14 protein-coding genes and 1 other annotated feature (1 of these 15 only partly in view) are annotated in these 16,948 nt (G+C 40.8%); of the genes, 8 read left to right on the top strand and 6 right to left on the bottom strand.

From position 1 onward, the window contains the following. Positions 1 to 225: 225 nt before the first annotated feature. On the top strand, positions 226 to 1,515 hold the full coding sequence (gene murC, locus N780_RS16135) for a UDP-N-acetylmuramate--L-alanine ligase (protein WP_036786515.1): 1,290 nt from the start codon (positions 226 to 228) through the stop codon (positions 1,513 to 1,515). Positions 1,516 to 1,670: 155 nt separating this feature from the next. Here the strand turns inward: murC and N780_RS16130 are convergent, their stop codons facing one another. Next, on the bottom strand, positions 1,671 to 2,789 hold the full coding sequence (locus N780_RS16130; protein ID WP_036786513.1) for an aminopeptidase: 1,119 nt from the start codon (positions 2,787 to 2,789) through the stop codon (positions 1,671 to 1,673). A gap of 192 nt (positions 2,790 to 2,981) precedes the next feature. Between N780_RS16130 and N780_RS16125 the strand changes: the two genes are divergently transcribed. From N780_RS16125 to ytxJ, 3 genes are all read left to right on the top strand, one after another. Continuing rightward, positions 2,982 to 3,416, top strand: a complete 435-nt coding sequence (locus N780_RS16125; RefSeq protein WP_036786511.1) for a DUF948 domain-containing protein — start codon at positions 2,982 to 2,984, stop codon at positions 3,414 to 3,416. Between the two features lie 26 nt (positions 3,417 to 3,442). Further along, entirely contained in the window at positions 3,443 to 3,883 is a 441-nt protein-coding gene (locus N780_RS16120; RefSeq protein ID WP_036786509.1) for a YtxH domain-containing protein, read from the top strand. A 125-nt stretch (positions 3,884 to 4,008) separates the two neighbouring features. Continuing rightward, complete coding sequence (ytxJ, locus tag N780_RS16115; protein WP_036786507.1) at positions 4,009 to 4,332, top strand: bacillithiol system redox-active protein YtxJ; 324 nt, start codon at positions 4,009 to 4,011, stop codon at positions 4,330 to 4,332. Between the two features lie 76 nt (positions 4,333 to 4,408). Here the strand turns inward: ytxJ and N780_RS16110 are convergent, their stop codons facing one another. After that, positions 4,409 to 6,553, bottom strand: coding sequence for a cell division protein FtsA (locus tag N780_RS16110; protein ID WP_036786504.1), 2,145 nt, complete (start codon positions 6,551 to 6,553; stop codon positions 4,409 to 4,411). Between the two features lie 143 nt (positions 6,554 to 6,696). On the opposite strand from N780_RS16110, the gene N780_RS16105 reads away from it, so the two are divergent. From N780_RS16105 to motS, 4 genes are all read left to right on the top strand, one after another. Beyond that, positions 6,697 to 7,752, top strand: coding sequence for a bifunctional 3-deoxy-7-phosphoheptulonate synthase/chorismate mutase (locus tag N780_RS16105; protein WP_036786502.1), 1,056 nt, complete (start codon positions 6,697 to 6,699; stop codon positions 7,750 to 7,752). Between the two features lie 283 nt (positions 7,753 to 8,035). Next, positions 8,036 to 9,034 (top strand): catabolite control protein A, encoded by a 999-nt coding sequence (gene ccpA, locus N780_RS16100; protein WP_036786500.1) that lies wholly within the window; start codon positions 8,036 to 8,038, stop codon positions 9,032 to 9,034. 52 nt (positions 9,035 to 9,086) lie between these two features. Next, entirely contained in the window at positions 9,087 to 9,914 is an 828-nt protein-coding gene (gene motP, locus N780_RS16095; RefSeq protein ID WP_036786499.1) for a flagellar motor protein MotP, read from the top strand. After that, a complete protein-coding gene (gene motS / locus N780_RS16090) occupies positions 9,904 to 10,701 on the top strand; it encodes a flagellar motor protein MotS (protein WP_036786496.1) in 798 nt (265 codons plus the stop codon). The genes motP and motS overlap by 11 nt, the downstream gene beginning before the upstream one ends. A gap of 104 nt (positions 10,702 to 10,805) precedes the next feature. On the opposite strand, the gene N780_RS16085 is transcribed toward motS, so the two are convergent. The 4 genes from N780_RS16085 to N780_RS16070 all read right to left on the bottom strand — a co-directional run bounded on the left by N780_RS16085 (position 10,806) and on the right by N780_RS16070 (position 16,684). Next, positions 10,806 to 12,002, bottom strand: a complete 1,197-nt coding sequence (locus N780_RS16085; RefSeq protein ID WP_269746721.1) for an acetoin utilization protein AcuC — start codon at positions 12,000 to 12,002, stop codon at positions 10,806 to 10,808. After that, positions 11,972 to 12,619 (bottom strand): acetoin utilization AcuB family protein, encoded by a 648-nt coding sequence (locus tag N780_RS16080; RefSeq protein WP_036786492.1) that lies wholly within the window; start codon positions 12,617 to 12,619, stop codon positions 11,972 to 11,974. Before N780_RS16080 ends, N780_RS16085 begins: the two co-directional genes overlap by 31 nt. Then, a complete protein-coding gene (locus N780_RS16075; protein WP_036786490.1) occupies positions 12,620 to 13,273 on the bottom strand; it encodes a GNAT family N-acetyltransferase in 654 nt (217 codons plus the stop codon). Positions 13,274 to 13,561: 288 nt separating this feature from the next. After that, a complete protein-coding gene (locus N780_RS16070) occupies positions 13,562 to 16,684 on the bottom strand; it encodes a transglycosylase domain-containing protein (RefSeq protein ID WP_084599678.1) in 3,123 nt (1,040 codons plus the stop codon). Positions 16,685 to 16,820: 136 nt separating this feature from the next. Further along, positions 16,821 to 16,948, top strand: a binding site (T-box leader); it runs 86 nt beyond the window's last position.

The following is a 16,948-nucleotide window of genomic DNA, read 5'->3' as shown; positions in this document are numbered from 1 at the left end:
GGCTTAAAGGTGGGAATATAAGAAAGCGGTTCATGTGTACTAAGAGAAAAACTTGGAAACGTTGTGGGGTTTACTAACGGTTTTTGTCGAATTGATTCACGTCTACACGCTGTTTTGTTATAATAGGTGAAGACGTAAAAGTTAAAGTAAATTAGGCGCAAGTTGAGCTTGAATACATATACTAAGAAACAGAAATGACTGTAAATTTGTGGAGGTTCTATCTATATGACAACTTACCATTTTGTTGGTATTAAAGGTACCGGGATGAGTGCACTAGCACAAATCCTTCATGATGCGGGTGAGAAAGTACAAGGCTCTGATATTGAGAAGCGTTTTTTCACACAAGAAGTGCTTGAAGCGAAGAACATTCCGATTCTGCCTTTTTCAAAAGAAAATATCAAAGACAACTTAACGGTCATTGCCGGAAATGCATTTGGAGATGATCATGAAGAAATCAAGGCAGCGGAAGAATTGGGTTTGCCTTTATTCCGTTATCATGAATTTCTTGGAGAATGGTTACAGAATTACACAAGTATTGCTGTAACAGGTGCGCATGGTAAGACCTCGACTACAGGTTTGCTTGCCCACGTATTAAGCAACATTAAGCCTACGTCGTTCTTAATCGGTGACGGAACAGGAGTAGGTCATGAAGATGGGGAGTACTTTGTATTTGAAGCTTGTGAATACCGCAGGCACTTCTTGGCTTACGAGCCGGATTATGCGATTATGACAAATATTGATTTTGATCATCCGGATTATTTTACAAGCCTTGAAGACGTCGTTGATGCCTTTCAGCAAATGGCTTACCAAGTGAAAAAGGGGATCATCGCATGTGGCGATGATGATCAGTTACAAGAAATCCAGGCTAAAGTACCTGTCGTGTACTATGGCTTAGGTGATAGTAATGACTTTCAGGCTTCTAATATTTCTGAAGATGAAAATGGTACAACATTTGACGTTTTTGTTCGTAACACGTATTACAACACGTACACGATCCCTGGATATGGGAATCATCACGTATTAAATGCGCTATCAGTTATTGCACTATGCCAATATGAAGGGATTCCTTCAGATGATATTAAGCATATTTCAAACTTTAAAGGTGTTAAGCGTCGCTTCACAGAGAAGAAGCACAATGATCAAGTAGTTATTGATGATTACGCTCACCATCCACGTGAGATCTTAGCAACGATTGAATCAGCGAAGAAAAAATATCCGAAAAAGGACGTTGTGGCGATCTTCCAACCTCACACGTTTACAAGAACACGCATGTTCCTGCAAGAGTTCGCAGATAGCTTAAAAGAAGCTGATTTCGTGTACCTTTGCGACATCTTTGGATCTGCTCGTGAAGAGTCGGGTAATTTATCGATTAACGACCTTCAGGAGAAGATTGAAGCTTCGCGTCTATTGGAATTAAATGAAACAGCTGTTTTAAAAGAGCATGGAGATAGCGTGCTGATCTTCATGGGCGCTGGGGATATTCAGAAGTTCCAAGAGGCATATGAGAAGGAATAATATAGAATACAATTTGCTCCCTTATTTAAGAGGGTGGGAAAAGAATAAATATTAGTAAAACGCGTAGGAGAGCCTCCTACGCGTTTTTATGGTGATCATAACAAATGCAGAGCTACTTCTCCGAATTCACGTAGTTTCGAATGAAAATCAAATAACTACGACTTCAAATTCTCAGGGTTTAAAGCCTCTAAATCAGAAACCACAAACCTTCCATCCTTACGAATCAGCACGTCATCAAAATAAATTTCTCCACCACCGTACTCAGCACGCTGAATCATAACCATATCCCAGTGAATGGCTGAGTCGTTACCATTTGGTGCTTCGTCGTAGCACTGACCTGGAGTGAAGTGGAAGCTGCCGTCTATTTTCTCATCAAAGAGGATGTCTTTCATTGGGTGAAGAATATAAGGGTTCACACCAATTGCAAACTCTCCAATATAGCGAGCGCCTTCGTCTGTATTGAAGATTTCATTGATTCGTTCCGTATCGTTTGCTGTTGCATCAACGATCTTTCCGTCTTTAAATGTAAGGAAGACATCTTCGAAGGTGAAACCATTGTACGGAGATGGCGTGTTATAGTGAAGGGTTCCGTTAACAGAGTCTTTCACTGGTGCTGTGTAGACTTCTCCATCTGGTAGATTTAAGTGACCGGCACATTTAACATTCGGAATGCCTTTAATAGAGAATTCCAAGTCTGTGTTTGGCCCTGTAATTCGAACGCGGTCTGTTTCTTCCATACGTTTTACTAATGAGTCCATAGCTTGGTCCATCTTTTTGTAATCAAGAGTACAGACATTAAAGTAAAAGTCTTCAAATTGCTCAGTGCTCATGTTTGCTAATTGAGCCATAGAAGCATTTGGGTAGCGAAGCACGCACCACTTCGTCTTTGGAACACGAATTTCTCTATGTACTTTCTGTCCGACGGTCTGGTTGTATAGTTTCATGTTCTCAGCAGGTACATCGGACAGCTCAGAGATGTTCTCGCCTGAGCGAATCGCTACATATGCATCCATTTGGCTCATGAAGGAAGCCTCTTGTTCCGCTTGTAAGTGGAGCTGTTCTTCAGATGCATTCTTTAATAGAGAACGCTGGACTTTTGGGTCTTTCACATTTACAAAGGGGTGACCTTCTGCTTTATATGCTTCTTCAATAAGAGCGGAAACCAGCTCTTGTTGAAGGCCTGTATTTTCTATAAGTACTTTTTCACCTTTTTGTAGATCGATAGAGTAATGAATAATTTGTTGTGCTAGCTGTTGCAGTCTTGGATCGCGCATAACAATTCCTCCTTTTCTATTCATATGATACAGAAATTTCTAGCTAAAAAAAAGAAATGAGTTGCAGGAGTTTCTGCAAAAAAAGAGAATACTATAAAATAATCCCAATCTGTAATTCGAGACGTTTATACGAACTAGTAAAAGGGAAGACGATTAACTATACTACATTTTAAAGGGGTGAATCAGGGGATTATGATCATCATACTATATATCGCAGCACTGATCTTCGCTATTGCATTTGCTGTTTTAGTTATTTACATATCCAAAACTTTAAAGTCAGCTCGTAAAACGCTAGAAAATGTTGCATCCACAATGGGCGGCTTAGAGAAGCAAATGGAAGGCATTACAACTGAAACAACATCATTATTACAGAAGACCAATCACCTAGCAGAGGATATTGGAGAAAAGACTCAAAAATTAAATACATTAGTAGACGGTGTTAAAGGGATTGGGGATTCGGTTCATGAGTTTAATCAATCACTACACACCATGTCGAACAATCTAAAGCATACAGCTGACCAGAATAAAGACAATGCTGCTCAGGCCATGAAGTGGGGTCAGGTCGGTATTGATCTCTATAAAAAGTGGAAAAAAGAAAAACCACAAGACGAAAAAGCAGTACAATAATTTTATTTTATTAGGAGGAATAGAGTATGGCACAAGATCAGAACCAGAACAAAAATCAAAACGAAAACATTAACAGTAAAGATTTCATGATAGGCACACTAATTGGTGGCATTGTGGGAGCTTCTGCAGCCCTTTTATTTGCTCCTAAGTCTGGAAGAGAAGTAAGAGATGATCTAAATCAAAAGTCAGGATACGTTCGTGAACGTGCCGGAGAATGGAAAGATGTCGCGTACCAAAAGGGAACAGAATGGAAAGACCGCGCTGTAGAAACATCTTCTCAGTGGTCTCAAAATGTTTCTGAGAAGTCTCAGGACCTTAGTTCTCGAGTGAAAACGAAAGTCGGCGAATTCCGTAATACAAATGACGAAGCTGAACAAGCTGCTGAGGAAGTAGCTGAAGCAATTGAAGAGGCCGCGGAAGAGCTTGAAAGACAACAAGAAACAACGACGACTACTACCACTTACTAAACGAGGTGGTTAAACGAATAATTTTGGGGGAAAGTTGCTAGTATGCTACATTGATACTAGCAACTTTTTTGTTGTCATAAAGACCCTTTTTGAGGTGGGTCTTAAATAGAGGAGGATGATTGACGTTGGCTGTAACACTTTTACAGAACTACAATGAGTTAAAAGAAAAATTAGCCCAACACGAACGAGTGATGTTGTTTAAGCATAGTTTGACTTGTCCTATTAGCTCGGGGGCTAAAGAAGCATACGAAAACTATTCTTCAGAAACGGAAACTCCTATGTTTATGCTAAATATACAAGAATCAAGAGAGTTCTCCAATAAAGTTGCAGAAGAATTTGGTGTGAAGCATGAGTCTCCACAAGTTTTGTTATTTAACGGAGACAAAGTAACGTGGAATACTTCTCATTGGCACATTAAAGAAGGGGCGTTGGCAAAAGCTGATCAATAAATGAAGAGACTGATTATATAAGTTCTCTTATCACGAACACAAGGATGAAACCATTATGGTTTCATCCTTGTTTTTTTCAATTCTTTACTTCCTTAAGCCACTGTAATTCGAGTCGATCACCAGAATGGATGGGTTCAAAGAAGGTGGCTTCTTGTTCATTTCGATATATTTTAAAGTTTCTTCCTTGTGTTAGATCGATATCCACATGGCGAAATACATCTTGAAAGATAAAGTTCAAGGAATTAGTTTCTTTTAACTCTAAGTTTTGCCCTGGATAGATAAGGTCACTAGTCTTAAGAGGCTCCTCGTTTTTTGTGAGTATGTTTATAGGCTTGTGAAGGGTCAGTTTTCTGTTGTTAAAGAACACTTCTATAGAATGGTTTGTTGGTGCGTTCAGGTGCTTTAGAAGGACTTGTGCTTCTATAGGATAATGTTTGCTCGTCGTCAGCTGGTCTCCGTCTTGTAGAGTAGATTCTGGGTGAACCTTTTTCTTGTTTTTTAACATCGTTATTCTATGAGAAGCAATTCTATGTTCTTTGGTGTTAACTGTGATATCAAATGGTTCTGTTTCTTCAAGAATCCATTCTTGGCTAATTGATTGAAGGAAAGACCTTACTGTATGATTCGTCTCTAATACTACCTGGTCACGATCTTGAACAATGTAGGTTAGCATCTGTTTCTTCCCGTTTACGTGAAGGGCAGGTTGGATTTGATGATTTTGCCCGTTCATGGTGATTGTAGAATGAGGGAGTTCTCCCAAGAGATCTTTTAATGTGACATCTGGAGAGGTGCCATCTTCGCCTTTAGTAACACTCAGTATATCCCCGTTTTGAATAGTGTCGCTTAGAGAACAAGGTTGTTGATTTTTCAATATAACCGGTGCTGTACCATGTTCTCCTTTTAAGGTAAGTTGATTTCCGTTTAAATAGATCAATTTGGCCATCCCCGGACGACCGTACAGTTTTTTGATCTCAATACCGGCGGCGAGAAGGCAATCCCCTATTGTTAACGTTTTTATATCAAAGAGACGGATCGTCCGATCGTTGACGGTGATACTAATGTATTGAACTGGGTTTTGATTGGATGCGATCGCTATACCGATTGGCGTAACATAAGCTGGTCCTGTCGGTAGATTATCCGTTTTCTTTAAGGACTGAATGGCATCAATTCCCCTAACCGCTACACGGTTTTCGGGAAGTTCTAGCATGCTCGCGAGCCTTTTTGATAATTCTGGCGTTAAGCTTCCCCCACCAACTAACATTATGGCTTTTGGAGCTTTATGATTTAAGAGAAGAATTTCATCCCGTATGGCTATACTTAGCTTTTCGATTGCAGGGTCAATGGCTTCTGCTAAATCGTTATAGGTAACAGTCGTTTCAAATCCAAGTATATCGGTAATCGTTGTTTCTTGCTGGGTGCTAATATCTTTTTTGGCTTTTTCAGCTAAAGGGAAGTCAAGTAAGTAATGGTCACTGATGGCTTCTGTAATTTCATCCCCCGCTACAGGGACCATCCCGTAGGCTGTAACGGTTCCAGAGTCAGTAATGGCAATATCACTCGTTCCGGCACCAATGTCCACAAGAGCCACGTTTAAACGTCTCATTGAAGGGGGGATGAGAACGTTAATAGCCGCGATTGGCTCTAGTGTGAGGGCTTTCATTTCCAAACCAGCTCTATGTAAAGCCGCAATTAATGATTCGACAACAACTTTAGGTAAAAATGTCGCAATAACTTCTACCGTTACTTGTTCACCTTGCTGATCAATTAGAGAACCCAATTCTTGTCCATCTAGATGATAGCGTAAGACGGAATACCCTACACAATAGTAATGAGTACTTTGCATTTCGGCTTCTTCTACCGCTAATTCATATTGGGCCTGTTGCACAGCACTTAATTCTAAATGAGTTACATCTTCATCATCGATAATGGGCTGTCCACTTACAGACTGGTATATACTTGTCCGTTTCGTTTTTAAAGCTCTGCCTGCTGCAGCTACACATACTTTATGTAAGGGGCCATGCTGTTCCTCTAAAATATGTTTAACGGATGCGATCGTTTCTGAGACGGATCGTACATCATGGATTTGACCATCAACCATTGTTCGTTCATCGTGTTCTTTTGAAACAAGATCAATCACTTCGTAAGCATTAGTTGTTTTTTCTAATAGTAATCCAACGACAGATCTTGTTCCAATATCAAGCGCGAAGATGCGTTCTTTCAATTTTCTCGACCCCTTTAATAAAATTCTTCACTAAAAATGTTGAAAATCCCCGTGACAATTAAAATAATATTAGCTATAATGATGTCTAATTATTATGAATTTATCATAATTTCATCTTTCTAAACAAATTGGAGGCGTATGAGTTGAGTAATGAAGAATTAGACCAGTTAAGACAAGAGTTAGACACATTAAATTTAGACATTCTAGATTTAATTAATAAAAGAGCTGAGATCGCGCATCAAATTGGACAGGTGAAGAAAAAGCAAGGAATGAATCGTTTTGATCCCGTGCGTGAACGCGCGATGTTAGATGCGATTACGGACCACAATGAAGGTCCTTTCGAACATTCCACAGTCGAGAAGTTGTTCAAAGAAATCTTTAAAGCAAGCCTTGAGCTTCAAGAAGATGATCACCGTAAAGCGCTTCTTGTTTCACGTAAGAAGAAACCGGAAGATACGGTTGTTACAGTTCGAGGTGAAGAAATTGGGATTGGTGATCCGTCCTTCATCACGGGGCCTTGTGCAGTTGAGAGCTACGAGCAAGTTGCTAAAGTAGCAGAAGCGGTTAAAGCACAAGGGTTGAAGCTACTTCGCGGGGGAGCTTTCAAACCTCGTTCATCACCGTATGATTTCCAAGGACTTGGGCTTGAAGGTTTGAAAATATTGAAACAAGTTGCCGATGAATATGACTTAGGTGTTGTAAGTGAAATTGTTAATCCGGCCGATATTGAAACGGCGGTTGAGTACATTGATGTCATTCAAATCGGAGCACGTAATATGCAGAACTTTGAACTGCTAAAAGCAGCAGGTTCCGTTGATAAGCCGGTACTACTAAAACGTGGCTTATCTGCAACGATCTCAGAGTTTGTGAATGCTGCTGAATACATCATATCACGAGGCAATGAAAACATCATTCTATGTGAACGTGGTATTCGTACGTACGAGAAAGCGACGCGTAACACGCTTGATATTTCTGCTGTACCGATCTTAAAGCAAGAGACACACTTGCCTGTAATGGTAGACGTAACGCACTCTACAGGCCGTCGTGATCTTCTTCTCCCTACAGCAAAAGCAGCGATTGCCGTTGGAGCAGATGGGATAATGGCAGAAGTTCACCCTGACCCGGCAGTAGCATTGTCTGATGCTGCGCAGCAAATGGATATTGAAACATTTAATCAATTTATGAAAGAATTGAAATAGATTCTTGCATAAATAGACAATTTAATCTATATTTTAAAGAGGAAAAGTACGCCAACAATTTGTTGGCGTATTCTTTTTCTGTAAGAAATTATGTTTAAAATGTCCACTATTTACTATAACTCTTCTGTACATATGAGTTGTTTCTAAATAAATGGTGAATACTGCATATAAAAGCATGAATATGGTCGATTTATTGCGCTCTCATTAGCAGTGTCGTATGATAATGAAGAGAGAGAATGAGGGAAATAAAGATAGAGGCGTAACTTTGAGGAGGTTATAAGAAATGAATGTAACAATATACGATGTGGCACGAGAAGCCAATGTATCCATGGCTACGGTTTCGCGTGTGGTCAATGGAAATCCAAATGTGAAACCTGCCACAAGGAAGAAAGTTTTAGATGCGATTGAGCGATTAGGGTATCGCCCGAATGCGGTGGCTCGAGGCTTAGCTAGTAAAAAGACAACTACAGTTGGTGTAATCATCCCAGATATTTCAAGCATTTTCTTTGCTGAATTAGCTAGAGGTATTGAGGATATTGCAACGATGTATAACTATAACATCATCTTAAGCAACTCAGATCAAAATAAAGAGAAAGAAATTCACCTCATTAACTCAATGTTAGGAAAGCAAGTAGACGGACTTGTGTTTATGGGTGGAAAAATCACAGAAGACCACGTAAGAGAGTTCCAAAATGCGTCAGTCCCAGTGGTGCTAGCAGCTACTGTAGATGAAACCCATTCTGTTCCTTCTGTTAATATTAATTATGAAGAAGCATCTTATGAAGCTACTAAAACGTTATTCGGTAAAGGTAATGAGCATGTAGCCTTCATCTCAGGTCCGCTCGAAACGAATATCAACGATCAGAAACTGTCAGGTTACTACCGCGCAATTGAAGAACAAGGTAAATCTTATGGAGATCGTTATGTCATTCGCGGCGATTACACGTACGATAGTGGTATTGAAGCTCTTGATCAACTGATTAACATGGAAGAGCGCCCAAGTGCCGTGTTCGTAGCATCTGATGAAATGGCGCTTGGTGTCATTCATGGTGCTCAAGATAAAGGACTTCGCGTGCCTGAGGATGTAGAAGTCTTTGGATTTGATAATACACGATTAGCAACAATGGTTCGTCCGACACTATCGACCGTAGTACAACCCATGTATGATATTGGGGCTGTGTCGATGCGTCTATTAACGAAATATATGAATAACGAAAAAGTCGAAGAACAAAATGTAATTCTTCCACACCGAAATATTGAAAGAAACTCAACAAAATCATAAATATGTCGATATAGAAAATAGATCATTAGGTTTTATATTAGGGAGAGAGACAATGAAACGAAATGATTTATTAACTCCAATTGGCATATTCATAGGAATTACAATGATCTTTGTAGGGATCTTTACCACTGGGGGAGTGGGGGACGTTGTGTCCTTTATTCAGATTTCCTCAATGATTATTGTGCTTGGTGGCCTTGCGGCTGCGCTCTTGATAAACTTTACGTTGGACGAGATTAAGCTGACAGGAAAGGTATTAAAAGAATCTTTCCAGACAAATGAGCAGAATTTGTCAGGGCTGATCGATTTGTTCGTACGTCTATCAGAAAGGGCGCGTCGTGAAGGCCTTTTGGCATTAGAATCAGAATTAGAAGAAGTTGAAGACCCGTTTATTAAAAAGGGTATCCTTCTTGCTGTAGATGGTATTGAACCAGAAGTTATAAACGATATTATGAATGCTGAAGTTTCAGCTATTGAAGAAAGGCACAGACGAGGCCGTGCAATTATCGAAAAGGCTGCAGAATATGCACCAGCTTGGGGAATGATCGGTACTTTAATTGGATTGGTTCTTATGCTTAAGAATCTAACAGACCCAACCACGCTTGGGCCAAATATGGCGATCGCCTTGTTAACAACGTTTTACGGATCAGTTCTTGCCAACCTTGTGTTCTCGCCTATGGCCGGGAAATTAGCAAACAAAACAGATCAAGAAATCTTTATAAAACAAGTTACCATAGAAGGTGTCATCGGAGTACAATCGGGGCAAAATCCAAAAATTCTAGAAGAAAAGTTAAGTGCTTTCCTTTCTGGAGATGAGCGTCAACGTCAGGAGGAAGAGCCGACTGAAGAAGACGTCATGGAGGGAGCACCGAATGAAGCTTAAACGAAAAGAGCGTGTACAAGAAAAAGGCGCTCCAAAGTGGATGGTCACATTCTCTGATTTAATGACATTGATTCTTGTTTTTTTCATCTTGCTTTTTTCCATGTCACAAATCGATAAAGAAAAATTTGAAGCTGTAGCAGAGTCGTTCAGAAGTCGAGCCATCTTTGATTTCAACCCATCCATTGTTGAGTCAGAGCACCCAGCTGATGAAAAGGATGATAACCAACAAGATATAAGTAAGTTTGAATCAGAGGAAAACGAAGATGTAAAAAAGGATAAGGAAACCGGCGCTGCAGATACGAAAGACTCGTTAAACAAGCTTGTAACAGAGGTGGAAACGTTTCTTGAAAACAATGATTTGACAGAAAAGATTACAGCAAATCGAACAGAGCGAGGTGTGGTTCTTACCTTGCAAGAGCAGGTATTATTTAATACGGCTGAAGCTGAGATCATTCCAACGGGGCAACCTTTTCTTAAAAAAGTTGGTCAGCTCTTAAATAATATTCCTAACTATGTAAAAGTGGAAGGTCATACGGATGATCGTCCTATATCTAACTATCGTTTTCCTTCGAATTGGGAGCTATCAGCAGCAAGGGCAAGTGGTGTTATTCGTTATTTAGCTCAGGAAACAGCAGTAGACTCAGCTCGTTTTACAGCAGTAGGTTACGGAGATACTCGTCCCCTTGTTCCAAATGATTCAGTAGAAAATTGGCAGAAAAACCGTCGTGTTGAAATCGTCATTCTAGACCCAAGTTACAAAGCGCAAGAAGGAGTTACATCTCCTTGATCATCTGTACATAAAGAAGAGTGTTACAATGGCCTAAGTGGCATTGAAACACTCTTCTTTTATTTTTGGTGTCAATTCATTTTTTCATGAAGTGAAGACCTATTTTACTTAGGGAGATTATGTTTTAGCTGGATGAACTGCATGGCTTTCTCCAAAACTTTTTCATTTTTCTCTGTAATCTCGGCTTTTCTAGGTATCTCTTTATACAAGCCTTGCTGGTCGCTCCATGAGCTAGGTAGCTCTACCGGTGCTTTAGGTTGCCATTTATCCAACCACTCCTTGGGTATGTCACCCTCAGCTGGGGTGTCGTGAGCCATTACATTCCAGATCTGTGCCCAAGCCCGGGGAACCACTCTCCAAATGTCATATCCTCCCCCTCCCAAAGCAATCCATTTTCCATTACAGTACTCGTGTGCTAGTTTATGAGCTAGCTTCGGTATAAACTCGTACAGCTTGGAGGTACAACAAAGGTGCGTTAATGGATCTAACACATGGGCATCTGCACCATTTTGCGTAATAATCACATCAGGCTGAAAATATTCCGTCACTTCTCTGAATGCGGTTTCATAAACGTGCATAAAAGAATCGTCTTCTGTAAAGGCATCTACGGGGATATTAAAACTGTACCCATAGCCTTCTTTAATGCCGCGCTCATTTACATTTCCTGTCCCAGGGAAGAGGTAACGACCCGTTTCATGTACGGACAATGTACATACATTTGGGTCATCGTAAAATGCCCACTGCACACCATCTCCGTGATGAGCATCTGTATCTATATACAAGACTTTAGCTTGGTAATGTTCTCGGATATACTGAATTGCCACTGCACCATCATTGTAAATGCAGAAACCAGATGCCTTGCGCTGGAACCCATGATGTAAGCCGCCGCCTAGGTTCAGGGCGTGTTCAACTTTATTCTGAAGCACCGCATCAACTGCTGATAATGTTCCGCCTACGAGTAGGGAAGACGCTTCGTGCATTCCATTAAACATTGGGGTATCCTCAGTACCTACTCCAAATTCATACCCTTCCTCTTCACTAAGCTTTCCTGTGCTCGCTTTTTTGATGGCATCAACATACGGCTTCTCATGCACCAGGAGAAGTTCTTCCTCTGTTGCCATCCTTGGGGATATAAGATCTTCGTCCGTGATGTTGCCAATGCTTTTAAGAAGTTCATAAGCTAGGGTGACTCTTAATTGGTTAAAAGGATGATCATCTCTAAAGCGGTAGGTCCTAAAATCTTCTGAATAGACAAAGGCTGCCTTGCACGTCATTGTTCCATCCCCGGCATGTTTGGCCATAATACGTCATACCCTGCTCGCTTTAAATCTTCAATAACAGGCATGGGATTCATTGTCTGAAGACGGAACACAAGAACTTTATAAGTTGAATCTGGCTGATAAGGATAGATGAGAACAGACGTTATATTTGTCTTGCGTTTGCCAAGTACAGCTGTTACCTCAGGTAAAATTCCTGGTTTATCAATCACCTTAATTTCAATTTGAGAGCTTTGAACGGTTACCCCTGTAAGTTGAATCATTGTATATAGCATGTCCTTCTCTGTGATAATTCCAACAAGTTTGTTTGCTTTTGTGACAGGAACACAAGCAATTTCATGCTCATAAAAGATACTCGCAATTTCTTCAACAAAGTCTAAAGGGTGAGCGGTTATGACTGGAGAACTCATAATAGATTCTAACTTATTCTGCAGAGCCTCCTTATCTTGCTCGACTTGAAAAACAGACGGACTAGCGTCCCGTACATCCCGATCAGACACTATTCCAATAACGTGGTTATGTTCATCCACAATAGGAATGTGGCGGATATGATGGTCATTCAATAGTTTTAAAGCGGTTTCAATTGTTTCATCAGCTTTTAGTGATATAACTTCTGTTTTCATAACCTCTTCTACTAGCATTTACAGACCTCCTCGATTCGCGCGATAACTTCGTCTCGTTAAGAACCTCAATTCCTCAAATTGATCGATTGAAGCTTGAGGTACTCGACTTCCAATGCGAGCCATTAAACAGTTGGCAGGATGTGAGACGATCTCTGGATCATCTGTGGGGTATGGGGTTAATCCGCCAGCTCCCATCATTCGTTCCATGACATTTCGATAATTCCAAATGTTCAACCCTGTTCCAGAAAGGTCCCAGTGCCAGTAATATTCTGTTGATATGACGATGAAGTCTTCCATTTCATCGTCCATCATAGACACCTTTAGTAGCCATGAGCCAATACCATATCCCCTGTAATCTTGAATGACTTCTATAGCGCCAAGTTCAAGGAGATCCTTCATCTCAAACTTCGACCATCTTTCTAATGGGTCAGGGTAGAGGTAGGTAACATAACCTACAATGGTATCTGAAGTTCTGGCAATGAGAATTCTGCCTTCTTCAAAATCGGCAATCTTCTTAACAGCTTCGAATTGTTTTGGGGCCGGCCTGAAGGCTTTAAGCCCTTCGTGAAAATGATAGTTTGCTAGTTCCTCTGAAGGGAGAGGCCCTTCAACTGTAATCGTTCCGGTTTTCGTTTCAATCTCTTGGGAATGATATTCTTTTGTATGTTTCATGCCTCCACCACCTAAAGTTACCTATATTTGTTATCTATTATACAGCAAATCTCACTGAAAAAAATCCCTGAGCGGTAATATGTTGAATCTAAGTATTCAAGGGGAGGACAGAAGATTTCCTTTTGCCATGATAGAACGAAAAGTAGTCCCCGAGAAAGCCTTGTCGCCTTTTACCATAATGGACCATTCCGCTTGTAAAGCAGGTTAGAATTTTCCGGATAAGGGCGCTAATATAAAAAAGACTATCCCTAAGAGCCTGAGTAGACTCTTGGGATAGCCTTTTAGAAATTATCCTTCTGAAGAAGATTCGTCATCGGTTGATGAGTCGCCACCAGAGTTATCTGTGTCTCCAGATCCTCCGGAACCGGAACCACCGGTTGAACCGGAGTTATCATCGCCTGATGAGCCCCCGTTTTCAGTTCCGCCGGATGAATTGTCATCGTTGTCATCGTTGTCTGAGTTGTTATCGTCTGAACCATTGTTGTTATCATTGTTATTGTTATCGTTATTGCCATCGTTATCATTATCATTGTTACCGTTATTGTTATTGCCATTGTTATTGCCATTGTTGTTGCCATTATTGTTATTGTTGTTGTTATTGTTATTGCCATTATTGTTGCCAGGGTCTTGACCTTGATCACTCGGTGGTGGGTCTGGGGTGAAATCTCCGTATTCATATGCTTGCGATGCTCCAGATTCCATTCCAAAGTAATCCACCGCTCTTACGACATAAACACCCTTACCAGATATGCCAAGGCTATTTGTTGCTGAATTCCCTATTAGTTGGAAGCCTGCTCCTGGTGCTGGGGCGCGATAGATGCGGTAGCCAACAACATCCCTGCTTCCAGAAGGTGACCAGTTTAAGACGCCTCCGCTAGCTGATACAGAACCTGGAGCAGCTGGAGCCTGTCCATCATTAGGAACCTTATCTGTAGATGGAACGCGGACGCTTGCCCACTGGCTATTGTTTGGTACGAGTTGATCTAAGCTTGATAATCGGTCATAGTTGTTACGTTCAATGTACTCTGGGTTAAAGAAGACGCCTTCGTTTGTAAATTCAGGTGGTGTTGAATCACCTGCTACATAGGCTTTATTTCCAATTTCAACATAACCAGTCGCGATTAAACTGTCGTCTCGTTTGGTTGGAGCGTATTTAGCATAATAAATGTCACTGCTGACAAGTCCCATTTCAGAACAAAGCTGAGATGGAAGCAATCCTGAAGCCGCGCAGTATGACTGTCTGACAATACCAGATGGTTGTTTGAAACTTTCTTTAGGAACCATTAAGTCTGGATTTAGATCTGAGGCTGCGTTTACAATATCCGTCCATAGTTTTACGTTACGGTTGCTGTATCCTAGGCTACAGTTGCCGCAGTTTCTTAATGTGCTAGGTGTGTCATAGCCCATCCACATCCCCATTGTTACATTTGGGTTTGTCGCGACAAACCAAGTGTCGTGTACATCTTGAGAAGTACCTGTTTTACCGGCCCAGTCTACACCTGGATACTTTAAGCGATCCCCTGCGTATTGGGCTGTACCGTAATCTAAAACATCTCTCATCATGTCAACGGTTAAATAAGATGCTTGTTCACTAAATACATCAACGGGTTCAGGTTTATGTTCATACAACACTTCTCCGTCTTTAGTTTCAATCTTATCAATCATGTAAGCATCTACAAACTTACCGTTATTGGCGAAAGTGGCGAAAGCATTCGTATTCTCTTCTACGGTTACACCCTCAAGAAGACTGCCGAGAGAAGTGGATAAGTTAGTTTTATCTTCTTCTAATAGTGTCGTAAAGCCCATCTTGTCTAAATAGGATGCTGGGTTTTGGTTTCTGATATCAGCATATGTTTTTACTGCTGGTACGTTATATGACATGGCTAATGCTCGTCTTATAGAAGTGAGGCCATGGAACCTGCCACCATAGTTACCAGGAGTATATCCTCCCGCAAAAACTGTTTCTATATCAGCTACTACAGAACCTGGGTTAGCTTGTCCTAGGTCTATAGCCGGAGCGTATACTAGCAATGGTTTCATTGTACTTCCGTTTGAACGTTTCGCATCGGTAGCATGATTGAGGTTTTCCAGGTCAAAATCACGTCCGCCGATAAAGCTGATGATTTTCCCGGTTTTATTTTCTATTAACATTCCACCGACTTGAACGGGCTCTTTAATCGTTTTCACTTTGCCTGTTTCCTTGTCTGTTACTTCCCAAGATCGCACAGGCCCGTAATGGTTATAATTCTTGTGTAGTTCTTGCATTTTGTCGTAAATCGGTTTATCAATAGTCGTATGAACTTTCAAGCCATTTTGCACTAATGTTCGATCTGCTAGTGTAGCATATTCTTGTTGCAGTGATTCACTGTTAGCCAGATCTTCTTTTGTATACCCATCTTGTTCAGCTAGGATACCTTGGAGAATATCAGTGGCTCTTTCTTCAACTTCAAATGCGATATAAGGATATGATTGCACTGGTGAAGGTTCTGGTTCTGTAAAGTTCGAAGCAATGTCGTAATTGATTGCTTTATCGTATTCAGCTTGTGTAATCATTTCGGCTTCTAACATACGTTGAAGAACCGTTCTCATTCGATCAATTCCTGGGGCGAGCCCTGCTTCAGATTTAACTTCCCCTGTATTTGTAAAAGGGGTATACATATAAGGACTTTGTGGCATACCTGCAATATAGGCTGCTTGAGGAAGGTTTAATTCTTTGGCGCTCACTCCAAATATACCTTGGGCAGCAGTTTCAATTCCTGCAACGTTTCTTCCTCCGGCGTTTCGACCGAATGGGACAACATTCAGATACGCTTCTAAGATTTCTTCTTTTTCGAAGAATCGTTCCAATCGTAATGCGAGTAGAATTTCTTTCGCTTTACGTTCGAATGAAACGGTGTCTGTTAAAATTTGATTTTTTATTAACTGTTGGGTGAGTGTACTACCACCTGTTTTAACGTTTGCGTTCGTTACTTCTTGGAAGATCGCACGGATTATAGCTTTAGGTACAACTCCATCATGTGTCTCGAAATTCGCGTCTTCAGTGGCGATGACAGCATTGACCACATGATCAGATACTTGGTCGAGCGGCACTTCTTCGCGATATAAATCAGACTGAATCTTTCCTAAGTATGTGTCTCCGGCAAAGTACAATTCTGACGTTTCTTCATAATTGTAAATGTCTTTTTGCATTTCGGCTTTAGCACGGATTGGTTCATCTTTGACGAGCGAGGCGAAATAACCGGCACCTAGCCCGGCAGCAAAGAACACGCCAATCACACCTACAATGAGGAAGAATAAAACGATGTTCCAGATTACATCATAAGAGATACGGAAATATTTTTGGATCTTTCCGTCTTCCCACCATTTGCGAAGCGGGGATCTATCTGGACCATTTGAATGGTTCTGGCTCATATAACGACCTCCTATTTCATACACGCAATATTATACCATATTGCACCATAAGGAGACATGGTTCAACATGAAATGTGTGTTGCTTTTTAAAAAAATATATGCTATAAATTATGACACAGTCACGTACGATAATGAATAGTAAACCGAGAAGGGTTGAAGTAGTAAGTTGTTCCCTGTTTCAGAAAGCTGACGGTCGCTGTGAGTCAGTACAGAGCAAATTACGAATTACGTCCTGGAGTTTTCTTCTGATGATTTCAGAAGACG

The organism is Pontibacillus chungwhensis BH030062 (genome assembly GCF_000770675.1).
Classification (GTDB): domain Bacteria; phylum Bacillota; class Bacilli; order Bacillales; family BH030062; genus Pontibacillus; species Pontibacillus chungwhensis.
The sequence above is the reverse complement of the archived record's forward strand: the minus strand, read 5'-3'. Positions and strand labels throughout refer to the sequence as shown.